The following is a 19,191-nucleotide window of genomic DNA, read 5'->3' as shown; positions in this document are numbered from 1 at the left end:
TCCCTGTCGACTCCATCGACTGGGAGGTCTCCAAGCGCGCCGAGCGACAGGCTGGCGTCATCGAATACGATCCAGAATACCGATGCCTGTCTTCAGATATCTCCTCTGAAAGCCGACGGGCATCCCGGAAGCCTACTCTCTCTCGTCGCTCTTCGCCCCGACAATTTCAGGGTCTTGTTCCGTCGTGCGGCTCGTATCGCTTGGTTCGCCGCCGTCAGCTACTGTTGTCTCCAGTTTGCGCTCAAGCCACGCCCACTCGTGCGTGCGCAAGCCATCTGTGTCGGAGGTTCCACGGATCTGCATCTTCGATTTTGGGACCTTCGAGCCATGACTGGACGACGTTCCAGACGAAGACGAGTTGGCCGAGTGCCAGCATGTAGACGCCGATGGTCGCAATCTGGTGGAGGTCAGCGAAGTAGCCGACCGGGCCGACGGTGAGGTCGTAGCCCGCGTACCGACGCGGCATCCCGCCGTAGCCAAGCAGAATCATCGGGAATAACGTGACGTTCGTGCCGATCATCGACAGCCAGAAGTGCCACCTCGCGAGGGTCCGCTGGTACATTCGTCCGGTGTAAAGCGGGAACCAGTAGTAGACCGCCGCGAAAACGGCGAACGCGATACCGCCCATGATGACGTAGTGGAAGTGTGCGATGACGTGGTACGTGTCGTGGAGCAGGAGATCGATCGGAATCGATGCCTCGAACACGCCGGTGACGCCGCCGACGATGAAATTGGCGATGAAGCCAACGCAGAACAGCATCGGCGCGGTCAGTCGAACTCGACCATTCCACATGGTCGTAATCCAATTGAACGTCTTGACTGCACTCGGTACTGCAATCGCAATCGAGACCGCCATGAAGCTAGCGCGGATGCGGGGATCGATACCAGTGGTGAACATGTGGTGCGCCCAGACGCCAAACGAGAGGACGCCAAGTGCGAGCGTCGAGTAGACGACGAATTTGAATCCGAACAGTTTCCGGCCCGCGAACCGCGGCAGGATGAGGCTGACCAGCCCCATTGGCGGCAGCACGAGGATGTACACTTCGGGATGACCGAAGAACCAGAACAGATGCTGCCAGAGGATGGGACCGCCACCGTCCGTAGCGAAAAATTGCGTACCGAAGTTACGGTCGAGCAGCAGCATGACGAGCGCGCTGCCAAGTAGGGGGAAGGAGAACAGGATTTGGCCTGATTGGACCAAGACGGTCCACGAAAAGAGGTCGAGGTTCGCCCACGACACCTCCTCGCCGCGCTCGGTGAAGATGGTCGTAATGAAGTTGATCGCTCCCATGGTCGCCGAGACCCCCGAGAGGTGGAGACCAAGCAACAGTAGGTCCACGCCAGGATTCGCCTGCTCAATCGATAGTGGTGGATAGAGCGTCCAAGCGGTCTGTGCACCCTCGATGCCGCCGACGAACGGTTTGAGGAGGATTCCGCTCCAGATGAGCAGGGCCGCCACCGGCAGCAGCCAGAACGCGATGGCGTTGATGCGGGGAAATGCCATGTCGTCGGCGCCTATGAGTAGCGGGATGAGGTAGTTCGAGATAGCTGCCAGTATCGGCGTGCCGAACAAGAATAGCATCGTGATGCCGTGCGTTGTCATGAGCGCGTTATAGAAGTTCGCCCCGAGGAGGTCGATAGGGGGCGTGACTAGTTCTGTCCGCATCAGTATGACGGCGGTACCACCCCACGCGAACGAGACGAGTCCGAAGACGCCGTACATGAGCCCGATGTCCTTGTGGTCGACCGTCGTCAACCACCGGACGAATCCTGAGGGTTTCTCGGTCGTCGCGGAGGTCGACTCCCGACCAGTCGCGTCGCCAGTCGGTGTGTAAGAACGCCAATCCTCGAAACTCATAAGCCACCACCCAACACCAAGCAACAAGAGACTCATTAGGGCTGAAATCGCTAGTTCCATCATTGTGGTGGGGCTAGGTCACAAACTTACATGGCGATTATTCGTTACATGTTCGCCCATTTACTTTATAAGTGCACCACATTCGACGAATTGCGTATATAGCGGCCAGTAGAAGGCGGTTGGACGTGGTCGGTTTCATACTATGAGAGAGTGGTACAACGCACCCGCTTCCAGAAGTAGTGGCCGACTTCCCCCGAGTACGAAAGACAGCGGGTCCCAACTCCGGTTCTTAGTGCTTCCCAGGGTTAAATAACAAACACAAATATCTATCATGGGGTTTGAATACTAACTAGGCATGACCAGATAGTTACACTCGGGTCTGCAGAGGTGGGGCCACTCTCAGATCGCCGCCAACCGGGGTCTGAGGGTCGAATAATGCGCTCGTCCCCATCCGTACTCGACCGTTCCTCGGTCTTGCTTATCGGTGACGTTGAGTGGGTCGAACGGTTCGCAGTGACGCTCGAGACACGGACTGACGCGAGAGTTTATACAACTGAAACTGAGACAGAGGCACTCACCGTCTTCCGAAACGAGGCGTTGGACTCTGATATTAACGAGGTAGGCGTGGCAAGAGGAGTTTTGTACACCGTAGCCATCTATTGACGCGTGACAGATCAAGAGCAGACTGGAAACGATGAAGAGGAAAGTGAGGAAGAGGAGTTTGAGTTGGAAGGGTTCATGTCCCGCGAGGAGGGAGCGACTGTTCTCCGTCGGCTCGCTGACGGCGTCGAAAATGGATCGGTAGAACTCGGCGGCGACGAGGGGACCGTGACCATCTCCGAGCAGTTCGAAGTGGAAGTCGAATATGAGGAGGAAGAGGACGAAGCCGAACTAGAGGTCGAATTAGAGTGGTCGATGGGCGATGGTGCGCCAGTCTCGGCTGAGGAAGAGTCCGATGAAGACGAGAGTGAGGTGGCTGAAACGAGTGAAACGGAGGCTGACGGCGAAGAATAGCGTCGTCTCGTCGTCGATGAGTGACCTACACTGCGCTCATCAGTATAGCATCTAGTAGCGATACAAGAGTTACCACGAGGATTGTCCGTCGTATCTACCCCTTGTCGCCAGAACCACTTAAAGAGAAGTCCGAGATTCAAGAGCAGTAGTCAACGCCGACCGGAGCAGCACGGGGCGGTCGTCGGAGAAAAAGCGCGCCGGGTGTTCAGTCATGCCGATTCAGGTCCGTTTGTGAGGAGTGGGGAATGGGCTCTGTTGAAATCCTCAACGACTGATAATACCCGCGTGCAAGATACAGAGGGTAAACTGAACAGGGTCAAAGGAGGTGCGCAATCTAGAAGATGTGTCCCTCAGACTCACACAAGTGCGTTACTGGAAAAATACTTACCACTACTCTCCGGAGATTTCAGTATGCCCTCCAGACGACAGGTTCTCGCATCTACCGGAGTGACCCTCTCAGCAGGCGTCCTCGGGGGATGCCTCTCCTCGCTTCAGCAATCGAAGAACGGCCACCTCCAGTTGAAGGCGGTTTCACTTAGTTGGGAGTATAACGGACAACGATACACTGACGAACCACTTGATCTCCGGTTCGACACGAAGGAAAAGGAGGTCTCTGGTCAGTACGACCCCGATTTCTTCTCGGGGAGCGTCGACACACCGACGAACGTCGTCGTAAGTGACGAGCACCATCGGCGACTCAGCAGGCACTTCCAAGTTGAGTATCTCATCGGCGTCTGCGGGACGGACTTTGGCAGTGAGGATACTTCGTACGGATGTCTCAACACGCGTACAACCCGAGCTGACTTCAATCGCGTTCAGTTAAACAGCCGTGCAGACGTTCGTGAAAAGGACAACCAATTCAATGTCATTGCTGTCGAGGAGGATGCGTATTCCGTGAAAACGACCGATATTCACACATTTGATTTCGCACAATTCCATAAGGATGATGGGATTAACCCTGGGGATTGGTAGTTCAAATAACCAATCTATTTTCGAGGTTGGTTCTGAATAAAGAAACCGTATTACCAACTACTGTTATTCAGCACCGCCTGTGTAACTGTGTGCAATGCAGAGCGTATATTCAATAGCGTCGCATCCCGGTGAACATTCAACGACCGTTCTCCTTATCACTAATTTACGTCGTAACCAGTGCGAGTCTCGTGGCCAATATGCGCTTTCTATTCAGCACGAGTGCGATGACTTCCTCAGTCGCTGTCAGAAGTGCTGTGCTGGATACAGCGCGTATATTCACTACGGCTTCCACCCCCTCCGTTATTGTACTAGCCAACGTATCGGGAGAGGGTGTGCCATCAAATGCCATACCTGCTCATCGATCATACGGTCGAGGACTATGAGGAGTGGAAACCGTATTTTGACGACCACGCGAGTACCCGTGCGGAAAGCGGGAGCAAGGGAGGTCAGTTGTTCCACAAGGAGGGCGACCCCAACGAGGTCGTCGCGCTGTTGGAATGGGAGTCACTCAAGGACGCACACGACTTCGCAGCGTCCGCTGACCTCCGCGAAACAATGGACGAAGCGGGAGTTGTCGGTGAACCGGAGCTGCACTTCCTCGAAAAGCTCGAGGAAGTCCCCGAATGACCTCCTCCTCGCCGTAAACGGCGAGGCGTCCCACGGCACCGCTGGGTTGGGATATTTGCTGGTTTCCGACCCGTCGGCATGACGGGTCAATGGCGGGGCCACACCGCCGTTACTCCTATCCCGGCATGGGACTCGGAGTTATCTTGCTGACCGAGACACCACAGCGGTTCGAGAGGGTGTCTCGAACGGTCTGGGCCTCGGAGTCCCGATAGTGTGCAATTGAGTGGGCGGTGTGACCGCCTCGGTGTACGTTATATTTTAAACCAATACTACTTCAATATCCGTATTAGGGTCGATGCGTGGTTTGTGTGGGAGTTGTCGGCTTCACTCCCGCCGTAAACGGCGGGATTCTCTCCTCGCAGACAGATAGGATTACACCCCTCCCGCTCCAACCGTCATCTGTTGTGTCGGGGCAAGCGAGTTCTCCCCCTTACCCAAATGAAGTCAAGCAGACTCACCACCGGGTCGATCATCGACCACGTCGTCGAACACGCCCCATGTGACGTCGCCGTTGTCAAGACTGCCGGAGCCAACGAAGAGACACCACAAACCCCAGATAATAATATCCGGCTATGTTGAAACCCTATTGGTTCAACACCTTTCCTATTGAAACAGCCGTTAGGTAGGTGTGCGAACGTGGCACACTCAGCCGAGAAAGCATAGCAGTTATAATTTAATATATCAATAGTTTCTCTCATGAGTGAAGATTCAGTACCGAAACTCGTCGTTGACGAGAAAGTAGAGATAGCTCTGTCTCTGGTGGGAATTTTAGGAGTCTGTGTAGCCACTTACCACGTTGGAAAGACAGGGAACTGGAAACCGCTGTCGGCGACATCTTTTGGACTGGCACTCGTCGTCCTGTTCGTTACTTCTGAGAGCTAGGCATACTATATCTAAATGGTTGTGAAGCTACTGATGACCAGCAGAAGACCGCTCGCAAGTGTCTCCCCTCGTTTCTCCGCACGCCATTCGACGAAAAGCCATTATCCTCACTACTGACGGACTAGGACGTCGCTGCTTCGACGGGAATCTCATCGCTGTCGACAATCGTAGCGATCTCCTCGAGCGTGAGAGAGACGCACTCCTCAGCAGCCGTCATTACTCCTCGAGTGCGCCAGTCGGAACTGCGGTCAAGTTCTCCCGCGTCTTCAGATAGAACTCGACGGCACGGTCGAGCGCCTTGCTCTTGGTATTCTCGCCCGTGCCGTCTCAGAGACTGGTCGACCGCCTGCGTCAATCAACGGTCCTTCTGGAATTCCCTCCCACCCCGATCGATGATCTCCCGGACCAGCCCGAGCTTCAACCCATCAAGGGTCCTTCTGGAACCGTCACGTCGCGCTCGACGACACACGCCTCACTGCTGCTTCAACCCCATCACGGTTGTCACCGGTCCCACGGTCGGCAAGGCCGAGAACGGCCAGCTGCGAGCCTATATCTACATCGGCGATTTCATGTACAATACTGATTTGCTCTGCATCGGCTACACTCGTATCACAGACACCGAGTTCAGCAAGCGCTCGCGGTGCTCTCATCGTCCCAGCACTCAAGCGGATTCGGTTCCAAAGTTATGATGAACGGTTCTCGGGCGACCATAGCATCCGTCTCCAAGAACTGTTCGCTCTTTAGCTAGACAGTGCCACTGCAGTCTTTCTATCAAAATATTAAACAGAATATGAGGTTGTGGAAATTTGGTATATTCCCTCAGCACTTTTTCGCCTAAAATACGAAATGTGATCGTTGAGGCCGCAGAATTAGTCAACGCGGCATACAAACATCTCACTAACGGAGCTGGCCCCGATGCAAAATATGTTCACGAGATTGTTCCTACTACGATGGTTTTATTCCATCTGTGGGTGTCATAATACATGGCGAATCAAAGGACACTGAATGGGAAGACTGCATTGCTGGCGCAGAGGTATATGCAAATCTGTATGTATGACTTCAAATAAATAAATGTTAACCAGTAATTTCCGATATCAATAAATGATTGTAGATGATCTGGTAAAAGGTGATTAGATCCGCTGATCAATACCCTCAACTACGATATTCATGCCAGTTTCAGCCTGGTCTTGCGTAAGCACAAGCGGAGGGATCAGACGGAGTACATTACTTTGGCGACCAGCCGACCAAACTAGTACGCCACGTTCGTAACAGTATTCTTGAATGCCTTTGACTAGTTCCTTGCCGGATTCCGTTTCGGTACTCGTGAATTCAGCACCGGTGAACATTCCCCGCCCTCGGACATCGATTAGCCTATCTGTACTCGCAGCTATTTCACGAAGCCGGTCACGCATATACTCCCCTATATCTCGAGCATGAGCCAGTAGGTCGTTGTCTTCAATATATTCTATAGTACGAGTTCCAGCCACCATCGCGGGGACATTTCCTCTGAAGGTACCAACGTGACCACCGGCTTCCCATGTATCAAGAGACTCATGATACATCGTTCCGGAAAGTGGGAGACCAATACCTCCAATACCCTTAGCCATAGGCATCATATCAGGGGTGACGTCTTCCCAGTCGCTGGCGAACCACTGTCCAGTCCGACCGAAGCCAGTCTGGATCTCGTCGACAATTAGTGGGATATCATTAGCATCAGTGATGGTTTTTAGTTCCGAGAGAAATCCTGACGGAGGGACGACGATACCGCCTTCGCCTTGGATTGGCTCGATCCAAACACCGGCAGGGTTCGCAAGGCCACTATAGGAATCCTCTGTCTCCTTCTCGGCATCGCCATGATGCGAAACAGCCGGGAACGGTTGAGCCACCGCGCGAAGTTGCGGGATAGATAGGCGCTCAGTACGGACTGTGTATTCAGCATACTGTTTCTGACGGCTGTCCAATAGCCTATTGGTGAATGCGGTTAGTATACGCTCGGTATTGCGCACCCTCCACCTGAAGCGACTCAAACCGCATCGTGCTCGCGTCCGATAACGCCGTATTTGTTTTCATGGGTCGGCATCGAAATCCGGGGAGTCATCAGATTATCCGGGGATTGGCGGAAGGAGGTGTCTCAAATGAGTTGGTGGAAGGTAGTGAGTCAAGTTGGAGCAAAGAGACAGCGAGGGTGGCAGAACGGTTGATGGCGGTGGTCAGTCGTACGTGATTTCGTTCATAACCGTCAGACGCCGACGAATTACTCGACCCATCGGAAGCCGAGGACCACTTTAGGAATCATAAGGAGTCGTTGGTGTACACAACTGGGCGTTTGCACGCCTTACCGGACGCATCGAGAACAAAGCCTGTGACGCCGGGATTCCGGTACGGTTCGTGAATCCTGCGTACACGTCTCAGACGTGCCACAAGTGTGGACATCTTGGTTCGCGCTCGTCGCAGGCGGCGTTCCGATGCACGAATGGTGAGGGTCACTCCCGCCGTAAACGACGGGATTCTCTCCTCGTAGAAAGATAGCGTGAATTGTACCGTGCCCAACAACGGCCACCTGCAGAACAGGGAGCGACAAACGAAGCGACGTCTCTAAGATTAATCGATATACGATAGGACGCGCTCAACCACGTAGTCCGCTTGGTCGTCGGTGAGACACATCGGGTTGATGGTGAACGTCGACGCACCAAGATCGTCACCACCAACGAAGACCCGCGGTTCCTCGCGGCGCAGTTGTTTCACCAACGAGTCGGCCGCGATGCTCGCTTCGTTCACCATCACAGAGACCTCCGGTACGACCGCCGTCTTGTCGGCTCCCATGATCGACGTTTGAAGGCCGTCTGCATCGTCCAATCCTTCGGCTATTCGATTCGCTCGGTCGAACCACTCCTCGGCGAGCGCGTCCTGGTCTTCCTCCAGAAAGAGCTCGAGAGCGCGAACGAGGCCGACCAACTCCTCCTTACCGACTTTGAGAGAACGTCCGATTCCTTGACGTGGGACACCGTCAAGCCGCTCGACGTCTATCAGATCTGCGGGCGGATCCCACACCGATTCGGCGGCATGCATATCCAAATGCTGGAGAGCGGCAGACTCTATGAGGTCCGCTCGTCCTGCCAGAATCCCTGTCGACTGCGGTCCGCGGATCGCCTTCCCGCCGCTAAACGCTACGAGATCTGCGCCTTGGTCGATGAACTTCGACAAGTTCGCGGTCGGTGGTAGCTCTGCAGCCGCGTCGACGATGACCGGAACGTCGTTCTCGTGTGCGATGTCCACGACTGTCTCGAGTGATGGTTCCGTGAACGGTTTCTGTACGTACGCGACTGCCGCGGTTTCGTCGGTGATTGCGTCTGCGATTTCCCACGGTTCGACGTTACGCGCTCCTGTTCCGAGGTGGTGGTCGTTCGTGCCGACGTCGACGATGTGTGCGCCTGCACTGCGAAGTGCGTGATCGTATCCAGTCCGATGCGTGCGAGCCATTACGATCTCGGTCGCTGCATCTTCGGCGTGCGGAAGCTGGTTCATCACGCCGAGATCGTCTCGGGCGATACACGCTGCCGCCGCTAACAGTAACGCGCTGGCCGCGCCGTTCGTGACGTAACCAGCCTCTGCCCCCGTCGCATCACAAATACGGTCACTCGCACAGGCTTGGACGTCGGAAATGCGAACGAAGGACTTGGCCGCCTGCCGCATCGCCTCGACCGCCTCCTCTCGAATGAGACTGCCACCGATCCGCGTTTTGGTCCCCGAGGCATTGATGACGGTCGGGACACCGAGGTCCGCGTAGATCGAATTTTCGGTCATGTCACCGGACTGTAGTCGTGACGTACCACATTAAACATTCAGGTGTAGACCAAGGTCCGCACCGAGAACCGTCACGGTCGTGATCTTCGATCGAACAGTCGGTTGGAAACACCCGGGTTAAAACTGAGCGTAGCGGTTTTGTACACCATTACCGTACTCATATCGACTATGGTTAGCGGAACCGCTGGAACCGAGAGTGGTCTGCCGATGAAACCCGCTATTCGGTTCAACCGACCGACGAAGAAACGACTGCAGTACGCGAAGCAGTTGGGAGCCGAGTCTGTCATCGTCCACCCGTACAAGCTCCCGTACCTCCCTGACGACGAACTCCCTCTTTCCACCGAGGAGGAGTGGTCATTCGAAGAGCTGGTCCATCTCAGAAACAAAGTCGAAGACGCGGGTCTTGAACTCGGCGCTATTGAGAACATTCCGATGAATCTCTACGAGGCTGTTATGTTAGGGAGAGAGGGCCGCCACGATCAACTCGAATCCATCAAGCGAATCGTACGGAATATGGGTCGGGCCGGGATTCCGGTTCTCGGTTATCATTGGATGCCGAGTGGTGTCTGGCGAACCTCACTGACTCGGCCGGTCCGAGGGGGCGCAGAGGCGACCGCGTTCAGGTTCGAGGACGTGGAGGACGCGCCGCTGTCACATGACAGGGAGTACGACGAGGCCGAACTCTGGGATAACTACCAGTATTTCCTCGAAGAGGTTCTTCCCGTCGCCGAGGATGCTGGTGTGAAGCTGTGTCTCCACCCCGATGACCCACCGGTTGAGAACATAGCGGGGATTCCGCGACTGTTCCGTAACTTCGAGAATTTCGAGCGGGCGATGGAAATAGTGCCGAGCGAGAATCATGGGCTGGAATTCTGTCTCGGTACGTGGTCGGAGATGTACATCGACCGGTCTCTCGTGGATGTGATTCGTCACTTCGGCCAGCGCGACAAGATTTTCTACGTCCACTTCCGTGACGTCGAGGGGACGACGTCCGACTTTCAGGAGGTGTTTCTCGACCAGGGCAACTACGACGAGTACGACGTGTTGAGCGCGCTCCACGACGCCAGGTTCGACGGGATGGTCATCCCCGACCACGTCCCGACGATGGTCGACGAACCTAAGTGGCGACCGACCGGACGTGCGTACACTATCGGATATATCAAGGGGATGCTCAAAGCTCTCGACAGTGCACCAGAGGGACGCGACAGTTGAACGGCCTCACAGGGCAGCGCAACCGACCGCTAGAGCCGACTCGTCGTGGACGGACGTACTCGCGGTCACCCCGCGAAACTCTCGTCTTCGGACGAGAGTCTCAGAAGTTGGCGGCGACGTTGGGCCAGAGGAACGGGTCGTCGGCGTTGGTTTCGTCAACGACCGTGCCGCCGATTTGGAAGTGGGGATACAGCGTTTCTCCGTCCTGTTCGAATGGAATGATATCGGCGGGCGACCAGAGTGGTTCCTCCCAGACAGTCACGCCGACGTGTTCGGCTGGCTCGATAGTGAGGTCGTCTTCTGTCACCGTTGTTTCGATTTCCGGAAGCACGCTGGGGTCCTGATCTGCGTTCAGGAAGTCGACCATGTACTTCATCGCGATCGGGTTGAAGAAAAGCGGTGTGTCCAGGATCGAGAAGTCGACGAAGTTGTTTTTAAGCCCTTCGAGGATCCGCTGATTGGCGTCGATGGTCACGAACGAAACATGGCCGTCCTCTCCCTCCTTGACCTTCATATTCATCCGCTCGAGCGCAGCTAACGCTCCGCTGGCCGTCGTGAGAATCGGCGTGTAAATCGCGTTGACGTCCGAGTTGGACCGTAGGAAACTCGTGGTCTTTTGGACGGCCTCGGATTCGGTCGCGTCGGTGTTTAGCTGTCCAACGACCTCGATGTCGGGATACTCGTCCATTACGCTCATGAATCCATCTCTCCGCTCGACAAGAATCTGTGACGAGAGCGGTCCGTTGACCGTCAGCACCTTCCCTCTCGGCTCGCCGTGCTGTCTCTCCAGAGCTTTGACGAGTTGTTCACCGGCCAAAGCGGCCCCGTTGAAGTTGCTGAATCCGACCCAGAAGTCGACGTTCTCGGAGAACGTGTTCGAGTCGGTGTTGAAGAACGGAACGCCCTGCTCCTCTGCTTGGTCGGCGACCCTGGCTGTCGACTCCGAGTCGAGTGGACTGAGAATCAGGCCGTCAACCCCTGAATTGAGGAGTCTGAGGCCGTCCTGGACCTGCTTGGAGACGTCCACTTGTGCGTTCGCCACGGTGATTCTGATATCGTCGCGGTCCTGGGCGTACCATTGGGCCGATCTCGCGAGTGATTCGAGCCAGATGTCTTGCGTTCCCAGGATTGAGACGCCGAGGTGCCACTCATCCTGCTGTGCTCTCGCCATCGTCGTTGGGGCCAGGCCGGCTACCCCTGCTGCACCGACTAATTTCAGATAGGATCGTCTGTTCTGGTCGATTGTGTTTCTCTTTGCACTCATTGATGTCCCCCCTATCCAAGTTCTTCGTACTCCAACAAAACAATATTCATGACAAGCATGAGTGTTTTTATTAATATTATTTATTATAATGATATAAATTCGAAGGATATAGTGCTGTTTGAGATTCGAGTCAATACCAAGTTTAGAGTTAGCGACCACGTTTGCAAAGCTACAGCCATCTCAAAAATTCGGGGGAGCGGTGAGATGGAACCTGAACGACCGGGATCCCGGACAGCATTGTCTGTTCAACTGATCGTGAACCGGAGTCCATCACTCCGAACTCTCCCCGAGGAAAGGCAGGCAACAGCCAGAACACTGAATATACTATTTTACTGATTGAATATTGGCTCGACGGTGACTTTATATACGAAACGATAGAAACCATACCCATTATGGGGGAAACTACGGAAGACGAGGGGGACAGTGGCGAAGCCCTGATCGAAATGCGGAGTATCGAAAAAAAGTTCGGTCGGGTTCAGGCTCTCGACGGCGTCGATCTCGAATTACGGGAGAACGAAGTTCTGGGTCTCGTCGGAGACAACGGCTCGGGCAAATCAACCTTGATAAAGGTACTCGTCGGCATCCACGACCCCGATGGAGGTGAGATCTACATCAGAGGAAAGCGGGTCAGAATCGATAACCCCACCGACGCCCGGAAGCACGGGATTGCGACGGTATACCAAGACCTTGCGCTCGTCGACGAGATGAGCGTCGCGTCAAACATCTTCCTCGGTCGAAATCCGACACGACGCATCGCAGGCGTCGTCGAACTCATCGACTGGCAGCAGATGCACCAGCGGGCGGAAGAGATACTCAAAAACCGACTTAACATCGACCTCAACCCGACCCAACGCGTCGAATTCCTCTCCGGCGGTGAACGCCAAGCTATCGCCATCGCACGCGCTTTGGTGACCGAACCGGACATCGTCGTGCTGGACGAACCGACCTCGGCACTCTCAGCCGACTCCGCGTCGCGCGTCCACGAATTAATACGCTCACTCCACGAAGAAGGGCTGTCCATCATTATCATCAGCCACAACATCGACGAGATATTCTCACTGACCGACCGAATCACGGTGCTCGACAACGCGAAACTCGTTGGAACGGTCGACTCGGAAAGCGTAACAAAAGACGACGTGCTGCGTATGATTATCGAGGGCGTCGGCGTCGACGAACCCTCGACTACCATGTCGGCGTAAAACCGGCTCCCGACCAAGTGCGGCTACTCCGAGAGTGCCCGGGTCCGGAGACGTTCGACGACGGTATACAACAGAATCGCGAAGAGGAGTACGAACCCGTTCACCATCTGGACGAGTTCCGGCCTGACGTTGAGCATAACCAGTCCTGTCTGGATGGTACCCAGGAGCAACACACCACCTAGCGCTCCGATGACGTTTCCTCGCCCGCCGAAGAGGCTCACGCCGCCGATGACTGCCGCGGCGAACGCCGGGAAGACAGTGTTTCTCGCCAGTGACGGTGTCGCGGCCCCCAAGAACCCGGTGTAGAGGAGGCCGCCGAGCGCGGCCAACGTCCCCGAGAAGACATAGACCATGACGACGATACGGGTCGTGTCGATTCCGGCTTCCCTCGCCGACATCTTGTCCCCACCGACGGCGTATATCGCCTGTCCGGATCGGAAGTACTTGAGCCAGAACCCGATTACGAGATAGATTCCGAGGACGAGAAAGATTGCGATGGGGACGCCACTGAAGCTCCCGCCCCCGAGATACAGATACGACTCGGGGAGATCGGCAATCGAGTACGTGGACAGCAGGATGACGCCACCGCGGAAGATTATGAAAAACGCCAGCGTTTGCAGAAACGGATTCACACCAATCAACGAGATGGATAACCCGTTCAACAGCCCGATTGCCCCACCGACGACCAAAATCAACAGCACGCCGGCCCAGCCCGGCGTACTCGGTATCCATTCCGACATGAACATCGCCGTAAACATGGCCGAGAAGCCTGCAACCGACCCGACTGATAGGTCGAAGTGGCCAGAGAGCAGGCAGACGGCTTCCGCGAGCACGATGAGTCCGAGCGCCGCGCTTGAGTAGATGAGAAACTGGAGATTATTTGCCGTGAGGAAGATCTCGGGAAGGAGAAACGAGAAGCCGATGATAACCAACGCCAGAATCGGCCATATCAGATTATCGAGCGTGAGAATAATAAACTGCGTTCGGTCGACGTTTCTGAACTTCTCCGGGACGGCTTCAGTTATCGAGAGCATTTCTGGCTAACGCGTCTTCGTTGATATCGCCTCGCGAGGGTTTCGTTTGCCCCACGTCGCTCCATAAGTAGTCACCATCATCGATAATGAAGTTATGGGGCCGATCAACTGCCTCCGTCTTCGCTCAGTCTGACGACCTTGTTCATTAAGGGTGGTTGTCGGTAGACTCTCCTTCTGCCGACACACAGTCGGACGTGAAATCGGCGCCCGCGTGCCGCGATCGGCCATCCAGGGCCGTTCGATAGCTCAGTCACGTGCGGTCGGTTTCTCCCCCACGTCGTAGGTGACTTGCTGGAGACGCTGATTGCGGCCGGCGATCATGCCGCCGTCAACCACTATTTCTGTCCCGTTAACATACGACGACTCATCGGACGCCAGGAACAGTGCAACGTCGGCCACCTCTTCGGGCTGTCCGAATCGCCCGATCGGGAACTGGTCGGTCCATTCGGTCACGACTTCCTCACTCGCGTCGACGTACGGATGGGCGTCCGTGGCGATTTCACCGGGACAAATGGCGTTCGACCGGATGCCATGCCGGCCGTACTGGGTGGCGACGAGTTTCGTGAACGGAATCAATCCGCCCTTCGCTGCAGAGTAGGCAGTGAGTCCTAGGCCGATGAGGCCGTTGATAGAGGACATATTGATGATGCTTCCCCCGTCACTATCTACCATCGTCGGAAGCGCCGCTTTCGTGCAAAGGAACGGACCTTTGAGGTTTACGTCAAGGTTCTCCTCCCAGACCGCTTCGTCGATACGATGAAGGTTGTCGTCCGAGAACGCGCCGCCCGCGTTGTTCACGAGGACGTCTATTCGCCCAAACTCGTCGACGGCAGCGTCCACGAGCGACTGCACCTGCGTCGCATTTGTGACGTCGGTTTGTACAAACTCTGCGGTGCTGTTCTGCTCTCGAATAGCCTGTGCCGTCTCGGTCCCTCCCGTTTCGTCAACATCCGCGATGATGACCGCGGCTCCCTCGTTCGCGAACCGTTTCGCGATCGCTCGCCCGATCCCCGACGCTGCTCCAGTCACGATGGCGACGTCGTCGTCGAGACGGCCGCCACTCATGGCCACGCTCCCAGACAGATGGCGCTCGGGGTAGTGCCCCGATAGTTGGTACTCTCCCCCACCATGGAAGCGTACACTTCAGGTAACTATATATCCTTTCGGGAACCGACTCTGAGGCGATACTGGTTCCCATAAGCTGAGGGAGTGTTCTGGCCGGTTGACGTCTTCAATCACCCCTGCTCCTTTTAGATTGTGCGTACAGGGCGCTCAATCCCACGACTTTAGGTAGGATACAGCGCCCGTCATCGTCTCTCGTCCATAATTTGAAGTAGCCAAGTGACGAACCTCGGGGCATGATGGCGTCGCTCGTGCGATCGGCGTCAGGCCTGACAAGAAGGGCTGTCGAGCGCCATCCATGCCATCACCACCGAATAGGCAGGGTTGGGGCCGAATCAACGCCCTCGGAGACTGCGCTCTCTGTGCGGGGACTCGGGTGCAGTCGAGTATCCGTAAAAAGCGCGTCATCGAACAGGGAACCCCACCTCTTTAGGGGAAGGTACTTCACAGTGAGTCCGCTGTTACTGTAGCCATGGCACCACCAGAGATAGCAGACTGTCTCTTCAATCTCGATGACGCCATCGTTATTGGAGCCGACCCGTGGCTTGACCGATGCCTAGACCATCCAGAGGACGTGGCTGTCGACGAGACGGGCGTGATCTATGCTGGGGGCGAAGCCGGCCAACTGTACAGGATCGACCGGACGAGCGAGACGTTCACAGAGCTGGCAGCAACCGAGGGGTTCGTCTTGGGCGTCGAGATCGGACCCGACGGCGATCTGTATGCGTGCGATTTCCAGCAGCACGCGGTCTTTCGGCTACCGCTCGGCGACGACCGGCCGGCCGGCAGTCTCGAGGCGGTGGTCAGGGGGGGCCCGGACCAGCGCCCGTTACACCCGAACTACTGCGCCTTCGACGAGGCGGGGCGACTGTTCGTCTCCGACTCCGGCTATCGTCGGAAGCTTCCAGGTCCGTTCGATGACTCTGACGGCTGTCTCTACGCCGTGAACCCGGACGGAACCGAACGGGTACTCACGACTGAGCCTGCGGCGTTTCCGAATGGTCTCGCGATCTCGAAGGACGGGTCGACGCTCTATGTGTGTGAGACGGGCACGCGTGTCGTCACAGCGATTCACTTAGACGACGGTGAGGTAACGGACTCGGAGGTTATCACCGACGAGTGCGGTATGGTCGACGGGCTCGCGCTTGACGTGAACGACCGCCTCTATGTCGCGTCGATTGGCGACAACGCAATCTACCGGGTGGCGGACGATGAGGTCGAACCCTTGATCGCAGATCCAGAAGGCCAACTCATTAACAATCCAACGAACGTCGCCTTCGGCGGCCCGGACATGCGAACGCTCTACATCGCGAATCTAGGCCTTGCCCACATCACGGCGATCGAGATCGACGCGACAGGCCGCCATCCGACCGGAAGAGCATGAACGAGCCACTCCCATCAGCTCCCGCCATAGCCACGCACGTGCGAACACGTATTGGTAAAGCAATAGTTGAACGAGATGATGTCACTCGAGGATTGTACAGCTATCGTTACCGGCGGTAGTTCGGGTATCGGCCGCGCAATCGCTACGCGCCTGGCGGAGGACGACGCGAACGTGGTCGTCGCGGACGTGCGCCGAGAACCGAAACAAGGAAAATACTTTCAGGAGGACGTCACCACGCCTACCGACGAAGTGATTCAGACCAACTTCGAGGGCGATGCTACCTACATAGAGACAGATGTCGCCGAAGAGGAAGATATAATCAATCTCATCGACAGCACCATCGAACAGTACGGCCAACTCGACGTCCTAGTCAACAACGCCGGGATCGAAATTCCCGGCGACAGCCGGGGGACGTCGCTCGAACATTGGCAGCGGGTCGTTGGTGTTAATCTCACCGGTTGCTTCTTGGCCGCAAAGTACGCCGTTCCGCACCTGGTTGAGTCCGACCAAGGCCGCATCGTCAATATCAGCAGCGTCAATGCTCACTTCGGTGGCGCCGGACCCTCGTACGCGTCGACGAAAGCCGGAGTCGTGAACCTGACCCGCGACCTGGCAGTGGAACTTGCGCCAGCTGAAGTCACCGTCAACACTGTTCTCCCAGGCGTTATTGGGACGCCGATGCAGGACACCCTTGACGAGGAAACACTCGAACGCCAGTCCGAAAATACCCCTTTACCGCGTATCGGAACCCCCCGCGATGTCGCGAACGCCGTCCGATTCTTCGCGGGCAAAGAGGCAGAGTGGATTACTGGTGCGCAGCTGCTCGTAGACGGCGGCTACATGGCCGGCGGATACTGACCTGTCGCGAGCACTTCCGCCCCAGAAGGAGGTAGAGTTCCCTGTCTTGGTAGGTGACTGCTGTCGGCGCCCCGCAGCGACGGCAAGAGGACCACGACCCGGTCACGGAGGCCAACGCGCCCGTACCCCTGTCGAGTTCAGTTGATTCGAGCGTTTGCTCTTCGATACCCGTTCCCGCGATAACCGTCTGGACGAATTGGAGGCCGCCACGGTTGAGTTCGTAGCCGTCGTCAGTCTTGCGGATGAAGTGCCCGACGAGTTGCTGGAGATGGTAGTTGAACTGTGAGCCGTCGCGCATCCCGACGCGCTTGCGCAATTCCGTGAATGGGATGGTGTTGGCCTTCGCGAACGGGTCGTACGCCTCCCAGAGGGCCAGCAGGATCGCCAGCCGGGTTTCGTTGCCCAGGGTCGCAAACGCCTCGATGGCTCGCGGGCCGGCGGCCCCGGCGGCCGCCTCAAGTGGCGAGTCGGTCGCAATCTCATCTACCATGTGTGATGTTACCACGGACCGCTTCATAAAGTGCGGGCCGACTGCTGAAGACGCGCGCTGTATGCAGCAAAGCCGATACAATCTCTCAAGATTCTGTTAGCACGAACGTGCTGCATACAGAGGCTGAGTTCAGCATACCAAGCCCACCTCCTCTCCCCGGGATAGCAACACCCCCAGTCAGTCAGGATATCTTACAAGTCGTTGAATTCATTCCGACATCTTCGACTCGCTGAGGCCAGTCAGTGCAGCCGTATCGGCCCAGAGCTGTTCGCGGAGTGTCCGATCCTCGGCTCGTGGGTCCGGATCAGCTCGTTCCCACCGGTCGAAGTAAGTCCCCGTCCCGTCCGGAAGTTCTTGCTCCAAAGCGTGGTGGACGAGCAGCTCCCCGGCTGTTTCTTCGGTTTCGATCGGCCCGAGAGGGGCGATTCGAGCGACGAGTGCAGCTATCCAATGAGATACCTTGGTCCCGCCCAGCGGGGCGTCTCGGGTGATGTCGGTCGTGCCGATCAGGCCGGGGTTGACGCTCGCCGCGGTCACCCCCGTCCCAGCGAGGCGGTCGGCCAGTTCGTACGTGAACAGCAACAGCGCCAGCTTCGAGTTGACGTAGGCCTGCTCGAGATTGAACGAGGCGCCGTTGGCGACGGCATCGAAATCCGAGAGATCTGCCTCACCCATATCGTAGGCATGGTCGTGCTGCGCGACGGTCACCGTGCTCAGGACACGCGCCGGGGTGCTCTCGCGCAACCGCGGGACGAGTAGGTTCGACAGGAGGAACGGCGCGACGTAGTTGACCGCGAACGTGAGTTCGAGACCGTCGTCGGTCAGGTTCTTCTCCGCTTGGCCCGTGCCGGCATTATTGACGAGGACATCGAGGCGGTCGTAGTCCGTCTTGACGTCCCGAGCGAGACGGTGGACATCATCTTGGTTGGCGAAGTCTACCCGATAGAACGCACCCTCGCCGCTCGGGTGGGCATCTTGTATCTCGTCGAGCGCCGCCTCGCCTTTCGCTCGCCGACGCCCAGTGATTAGGACGGCCACTCCACGGGCTGCCAGCTGCCGTGCTGCTGCTCGCCCGATTCCGCTCGTGCCTCCCGTGAGCAGGACCACGGTTCGATTCTGTCGTTCAGTTATGGTTGGGTCCATCGGTTCGTTTACCGCTCGCTGGGGCACCCCGGCTGTGTTTCTCTCCGAATAGAGTCGTTGCCGAGGCGTACGAACGTCTCGGACACCCCGATTCCTGCCAAACGAGCGACTACCTGACCCGGTGAACCGGCGCTATTGGGATAGGCCATGATGTTCGATAACATAAAGCACACTATAAAACGAACGGGTGGATGCTCGCTACCCGCCCTGCAGTAAGAAAACGAGGCTTCCACCCCCTCCGTTATTGTACTAGCCACCGTATCGGGAGAGGGTGTGCCATACCTGCTCATCGACCATACGGTCGAGGACTATGAGGAGTGGAAACCGT

Annotated in this window: 14 protein-coding genes and 3 pseudogenes; 9 read left to right on the top strand and 8 right to left on the bottom strand. The window is 56.6% G+C overall.

Going from position 1 to position 19,191, the window contains the following annotated elements:
• Positions 1 to 132: 132 nt before the first annotated feature.
• Positions 133 to 1,894 (bottom strand): annotated as a pseudogene (locus tag ACRYA2_RS22910) (cbb3-type cytochrome c oxidase subunit I).
• Positions 1,895 to 2,524: 630 nt separating this feature from the next.
• Between ACRYA2_RS22910 and ACRYA2_RS22905 the strand changes: the two are divergent.
• From ACRYA2_RS22905 to ACRYA2_RS22890, 4 genes are all read left to right on the top strand, one after another.
• Positions 2,525 to 2,872, top strand: coding sequence for an amphi-Trp domain-containing protein (locus ACRYA2_RS22905; RefSeq protein WP_433633419.1), 348 nt, complete (start codon positions 2,525 to 2,527; stop codon positions 2,870 to 2,872).
• Positions 2,873 to 3,283: 411 nt separating this feature from the next.
• Complete coding sequence (locus ACRYA2_RS22900) at positions 3,284 to 3,844, top strand: hypothetical protein (RefSeq protein ID WP_433633417.1); 561 nt, start codon at positions 3,284 to 3,286, stop codon at positions 3,842 to 3,844.
• 342 nt (positions 3,845 to 4,186) lie between these two features.
• The gene (locus ACRYA2_RS22895; protein WP_433633415.1) at positions 4,187 to 4,471 is read left to right on the top strand and encodes a hypothetical protein; all 285 of its coding nucleotides are present in this window, start codon (positions 4,187 to 4,189) and stop codon (positions 4,469 to 4,471) included.
• A gap of 696 nt (positions 4,472 to 5,167) precedes the next feature.
• Positions 5,168 to 5,353: a hypothetical protein gene (locus ACRYA2_RS22890; protein ID WP_433633413.1), complete on the top strand. Its 186-nt coding sequence runs from the start codon at positions 5,168 to 5,170 to the stop codon at positions 5,351 to 5,353.
• A 1,130-nt stretch (positions 5,354 to 6,483) separates the two neighbouring features.
• On the opposite strand, the pseudogene ACRYA2_RS22885 reads toward ACRYA2_RS22890, so the two are convergent.
• Positions 6,484 to 7,230 (bottom strand): annotated as a pseudogene (locus ACRYA2_RS22885) (aspartate aminotransferase family protein); the annotation flags it as partial.
• Positions 7,231 to 7,663: 433 nt separating this feature from the next.
• Here ACRYA2_RS22885 and ACRYA2_RS22880 point away from each other — a divergent pair.
• A pseudogene (locus tag ACRYA2_RS22880) lies at positions 7,664 to 7,840 on the top strand (zinc ribbon domain-containing protein); the annotation flags it as partial.
• A gap of 114 nt (positions 7,841 to 7,954) precedes the next feature.
• On the opposite strand, the gene ACRYA2_RS22875 reads toward ACRYA2_RS22880, so the two are convergent.
• Entirely contained in the window at positions 7,955 to 9,157 is a 1,203-nt protein-coding gene (locus tag ACRYA2_RS22875) for an aminotransferase class V-fold PLP-dependent enzyme (protein WP_433633411.1), read from the bottom strand.
• 102 nt (positions 9,158 to 9,259) lie between these two features.
• Between ACRYA2_RS22875 and ACRYA2_RS22870 the strand changes: the two genes are divergently transcribed.
• On the top strand, positions 9,260 to 10,369 hold the full coding sequence (locus ACRYA2_RS22870) for a mannonate dehydratase (protein WP_433633408.1): 1,110 nt from the start codon (positions 9,260 to 9,262) through the stop codon (positions 10,367 to 10,369).
• A 100-nt stretch (positions 10,370 to 10,469) separates the two neighbouring features.
• Here the strand turns inward: ACRYA2_RS22870 and ACRYA2_RS22865 are convergent, their stop codons facing one another.
• The gene (locus tag ACRYA2_RS22865) at positions 10,470 to 11,792 is read right to left on the bottom strand and encodes a sugar ABC transporter substrate-binding protein (protein WP_433633406.1); all 1,323 of its coding nucleotides are present in this window, start codon (positions 11,790 to 11,792) and stop codon (positions 10,470 to 10,472) included.
• A gap of 233 nt (positions 11,793 to 12,025) precedes the next feature.
• Here ACRYA2_RS22865 and ACRYA2_RS22860 point away from each other — a divergent pair, with 233 nt between their 5' ends.
• Positions 12,026 to 12,832 carry an ATP-binding cassette domain-containing protein gene (locus ACRYA2_RS22860; protein ID WP_433633404.1) on the top strand — a complete coding sequence of 269 codons (807 nt, stop codon included), beginning with the start codon at positions 12,026 to 12,028 and terminating at the stop codon, positions 12,830 to 12,832.
• Between the two features lie 23 nt (positions 12,833 to 12,855).
• Here the strand turns inward: ACRYA2_RS22860 and ACRYA2_RS22855 are convergent, their stop codons facing one another.
• Both ACRYA2_RS22855 and ACRYA2_RS22850 read right to left on the bottom strand, forming a co-directional pair.
• The gene (locus tag ACRYA2_RS22855) at positions 12,856 to 13,866 is read right to left on the bottom strand and encodes an ABC transporter permease (RefSeq protein WP_433633402.1); all 1,011 of its coding nucleotides are present in this window, start codon (positions 13,864 to 13,866) and stop codon (positions 12,856 to 12,858) included.
• 246 nt (positions 13,867 to 14,112) lie between these two features.
• A complete protein-coding gene (locus ACRYA2_RS22850) occupies positions 14,113 to 14,931 on the bottom strand; it encodes an SDR family NAD(P)-dependent oxidoreductase (RefSeq protein ID WP_433633400.1) in 819 nt (272 codons plus the stop codon).
• Positions 14,932 to 15,460: 529 nt separating this feature from the next.
• Here ACRYA2_RS22850 and ACRYA2_RS22845 point away from each other — a divergent pair.
• Both ACRYA2_RS22845 and ACRYA2_RS22840 read left to right on the top strand, forming a co-directional pair.
• Positions 15,461 to 16,372, top strand: a complete 912-nt coding sequence (locus ACRYA2_RS22845; protein WP_433633398.1) for an SMP-30/gluconolactonase/LRE family protein — start codon at positions 15,461 to 15,463, stop codon at positions 16,370 to 16,372.
• A 75-nt stretch (positions 16,373 to 16,447) separates the two neighbouring features.
• Entirely contained in the window at positions 16,448 to 17,230 is a 783-nt protein-coding gene (locus ACRYA2_RS22840; RefSeq protein ID WP_433633453.1) for an SDR family NAD(P)-dependent oxidoreductase, read from the top strand.
• On the opposite strand, the gene ACRYA2_RS22835 is transcribed toward ACRYA2_RS22840, so the two are convergent.
• Both ACRYA2_RS22835 and ACRYA2_RS22830 read right to left on the bottom strand, forming a co-directional pair.
• Positions 17,178 to 17,720 (bottom strand): DUF7347 domain-containing protein, encoded by a 543-nt coding sequence (locus ACRYA2_RS22835; protein WP_433633396.1) that lies wholly within the window; start codon positions 17,718 to 17,720, stop codon positions 17,178 to 17,180. The genes ACRYA2_RS22840 and ACRYA2_RS22835 overlap by 53 nt on opposite strands.
• A 207-nt stretch (positions 17,721 to 17,927) precedes the next feature.
• Positions 17,928 to 18,863 (bottom strand): SDR family NAD(P)-dependent oxidoreductase, encoded by a 936-nt coding sequence (locus ACRYA2_RS22830; protein ID WP_433633394.1) that lies wholly within the window; start codon positions 18,861 to 18,863, stop codon positions 17,928 to 17,930.
• Between the last annotated feature and the right edge of the window lie 328 nt (positions 18,864 to 19,191).

It is taken from the genome of Halomicrococcus pelagicus (assembly GCF_050954125.1).
Note: the sequence above shows the minus strand (reverse complement) of the source record. Positions and strands in the feature narration are given on the sequence as shown.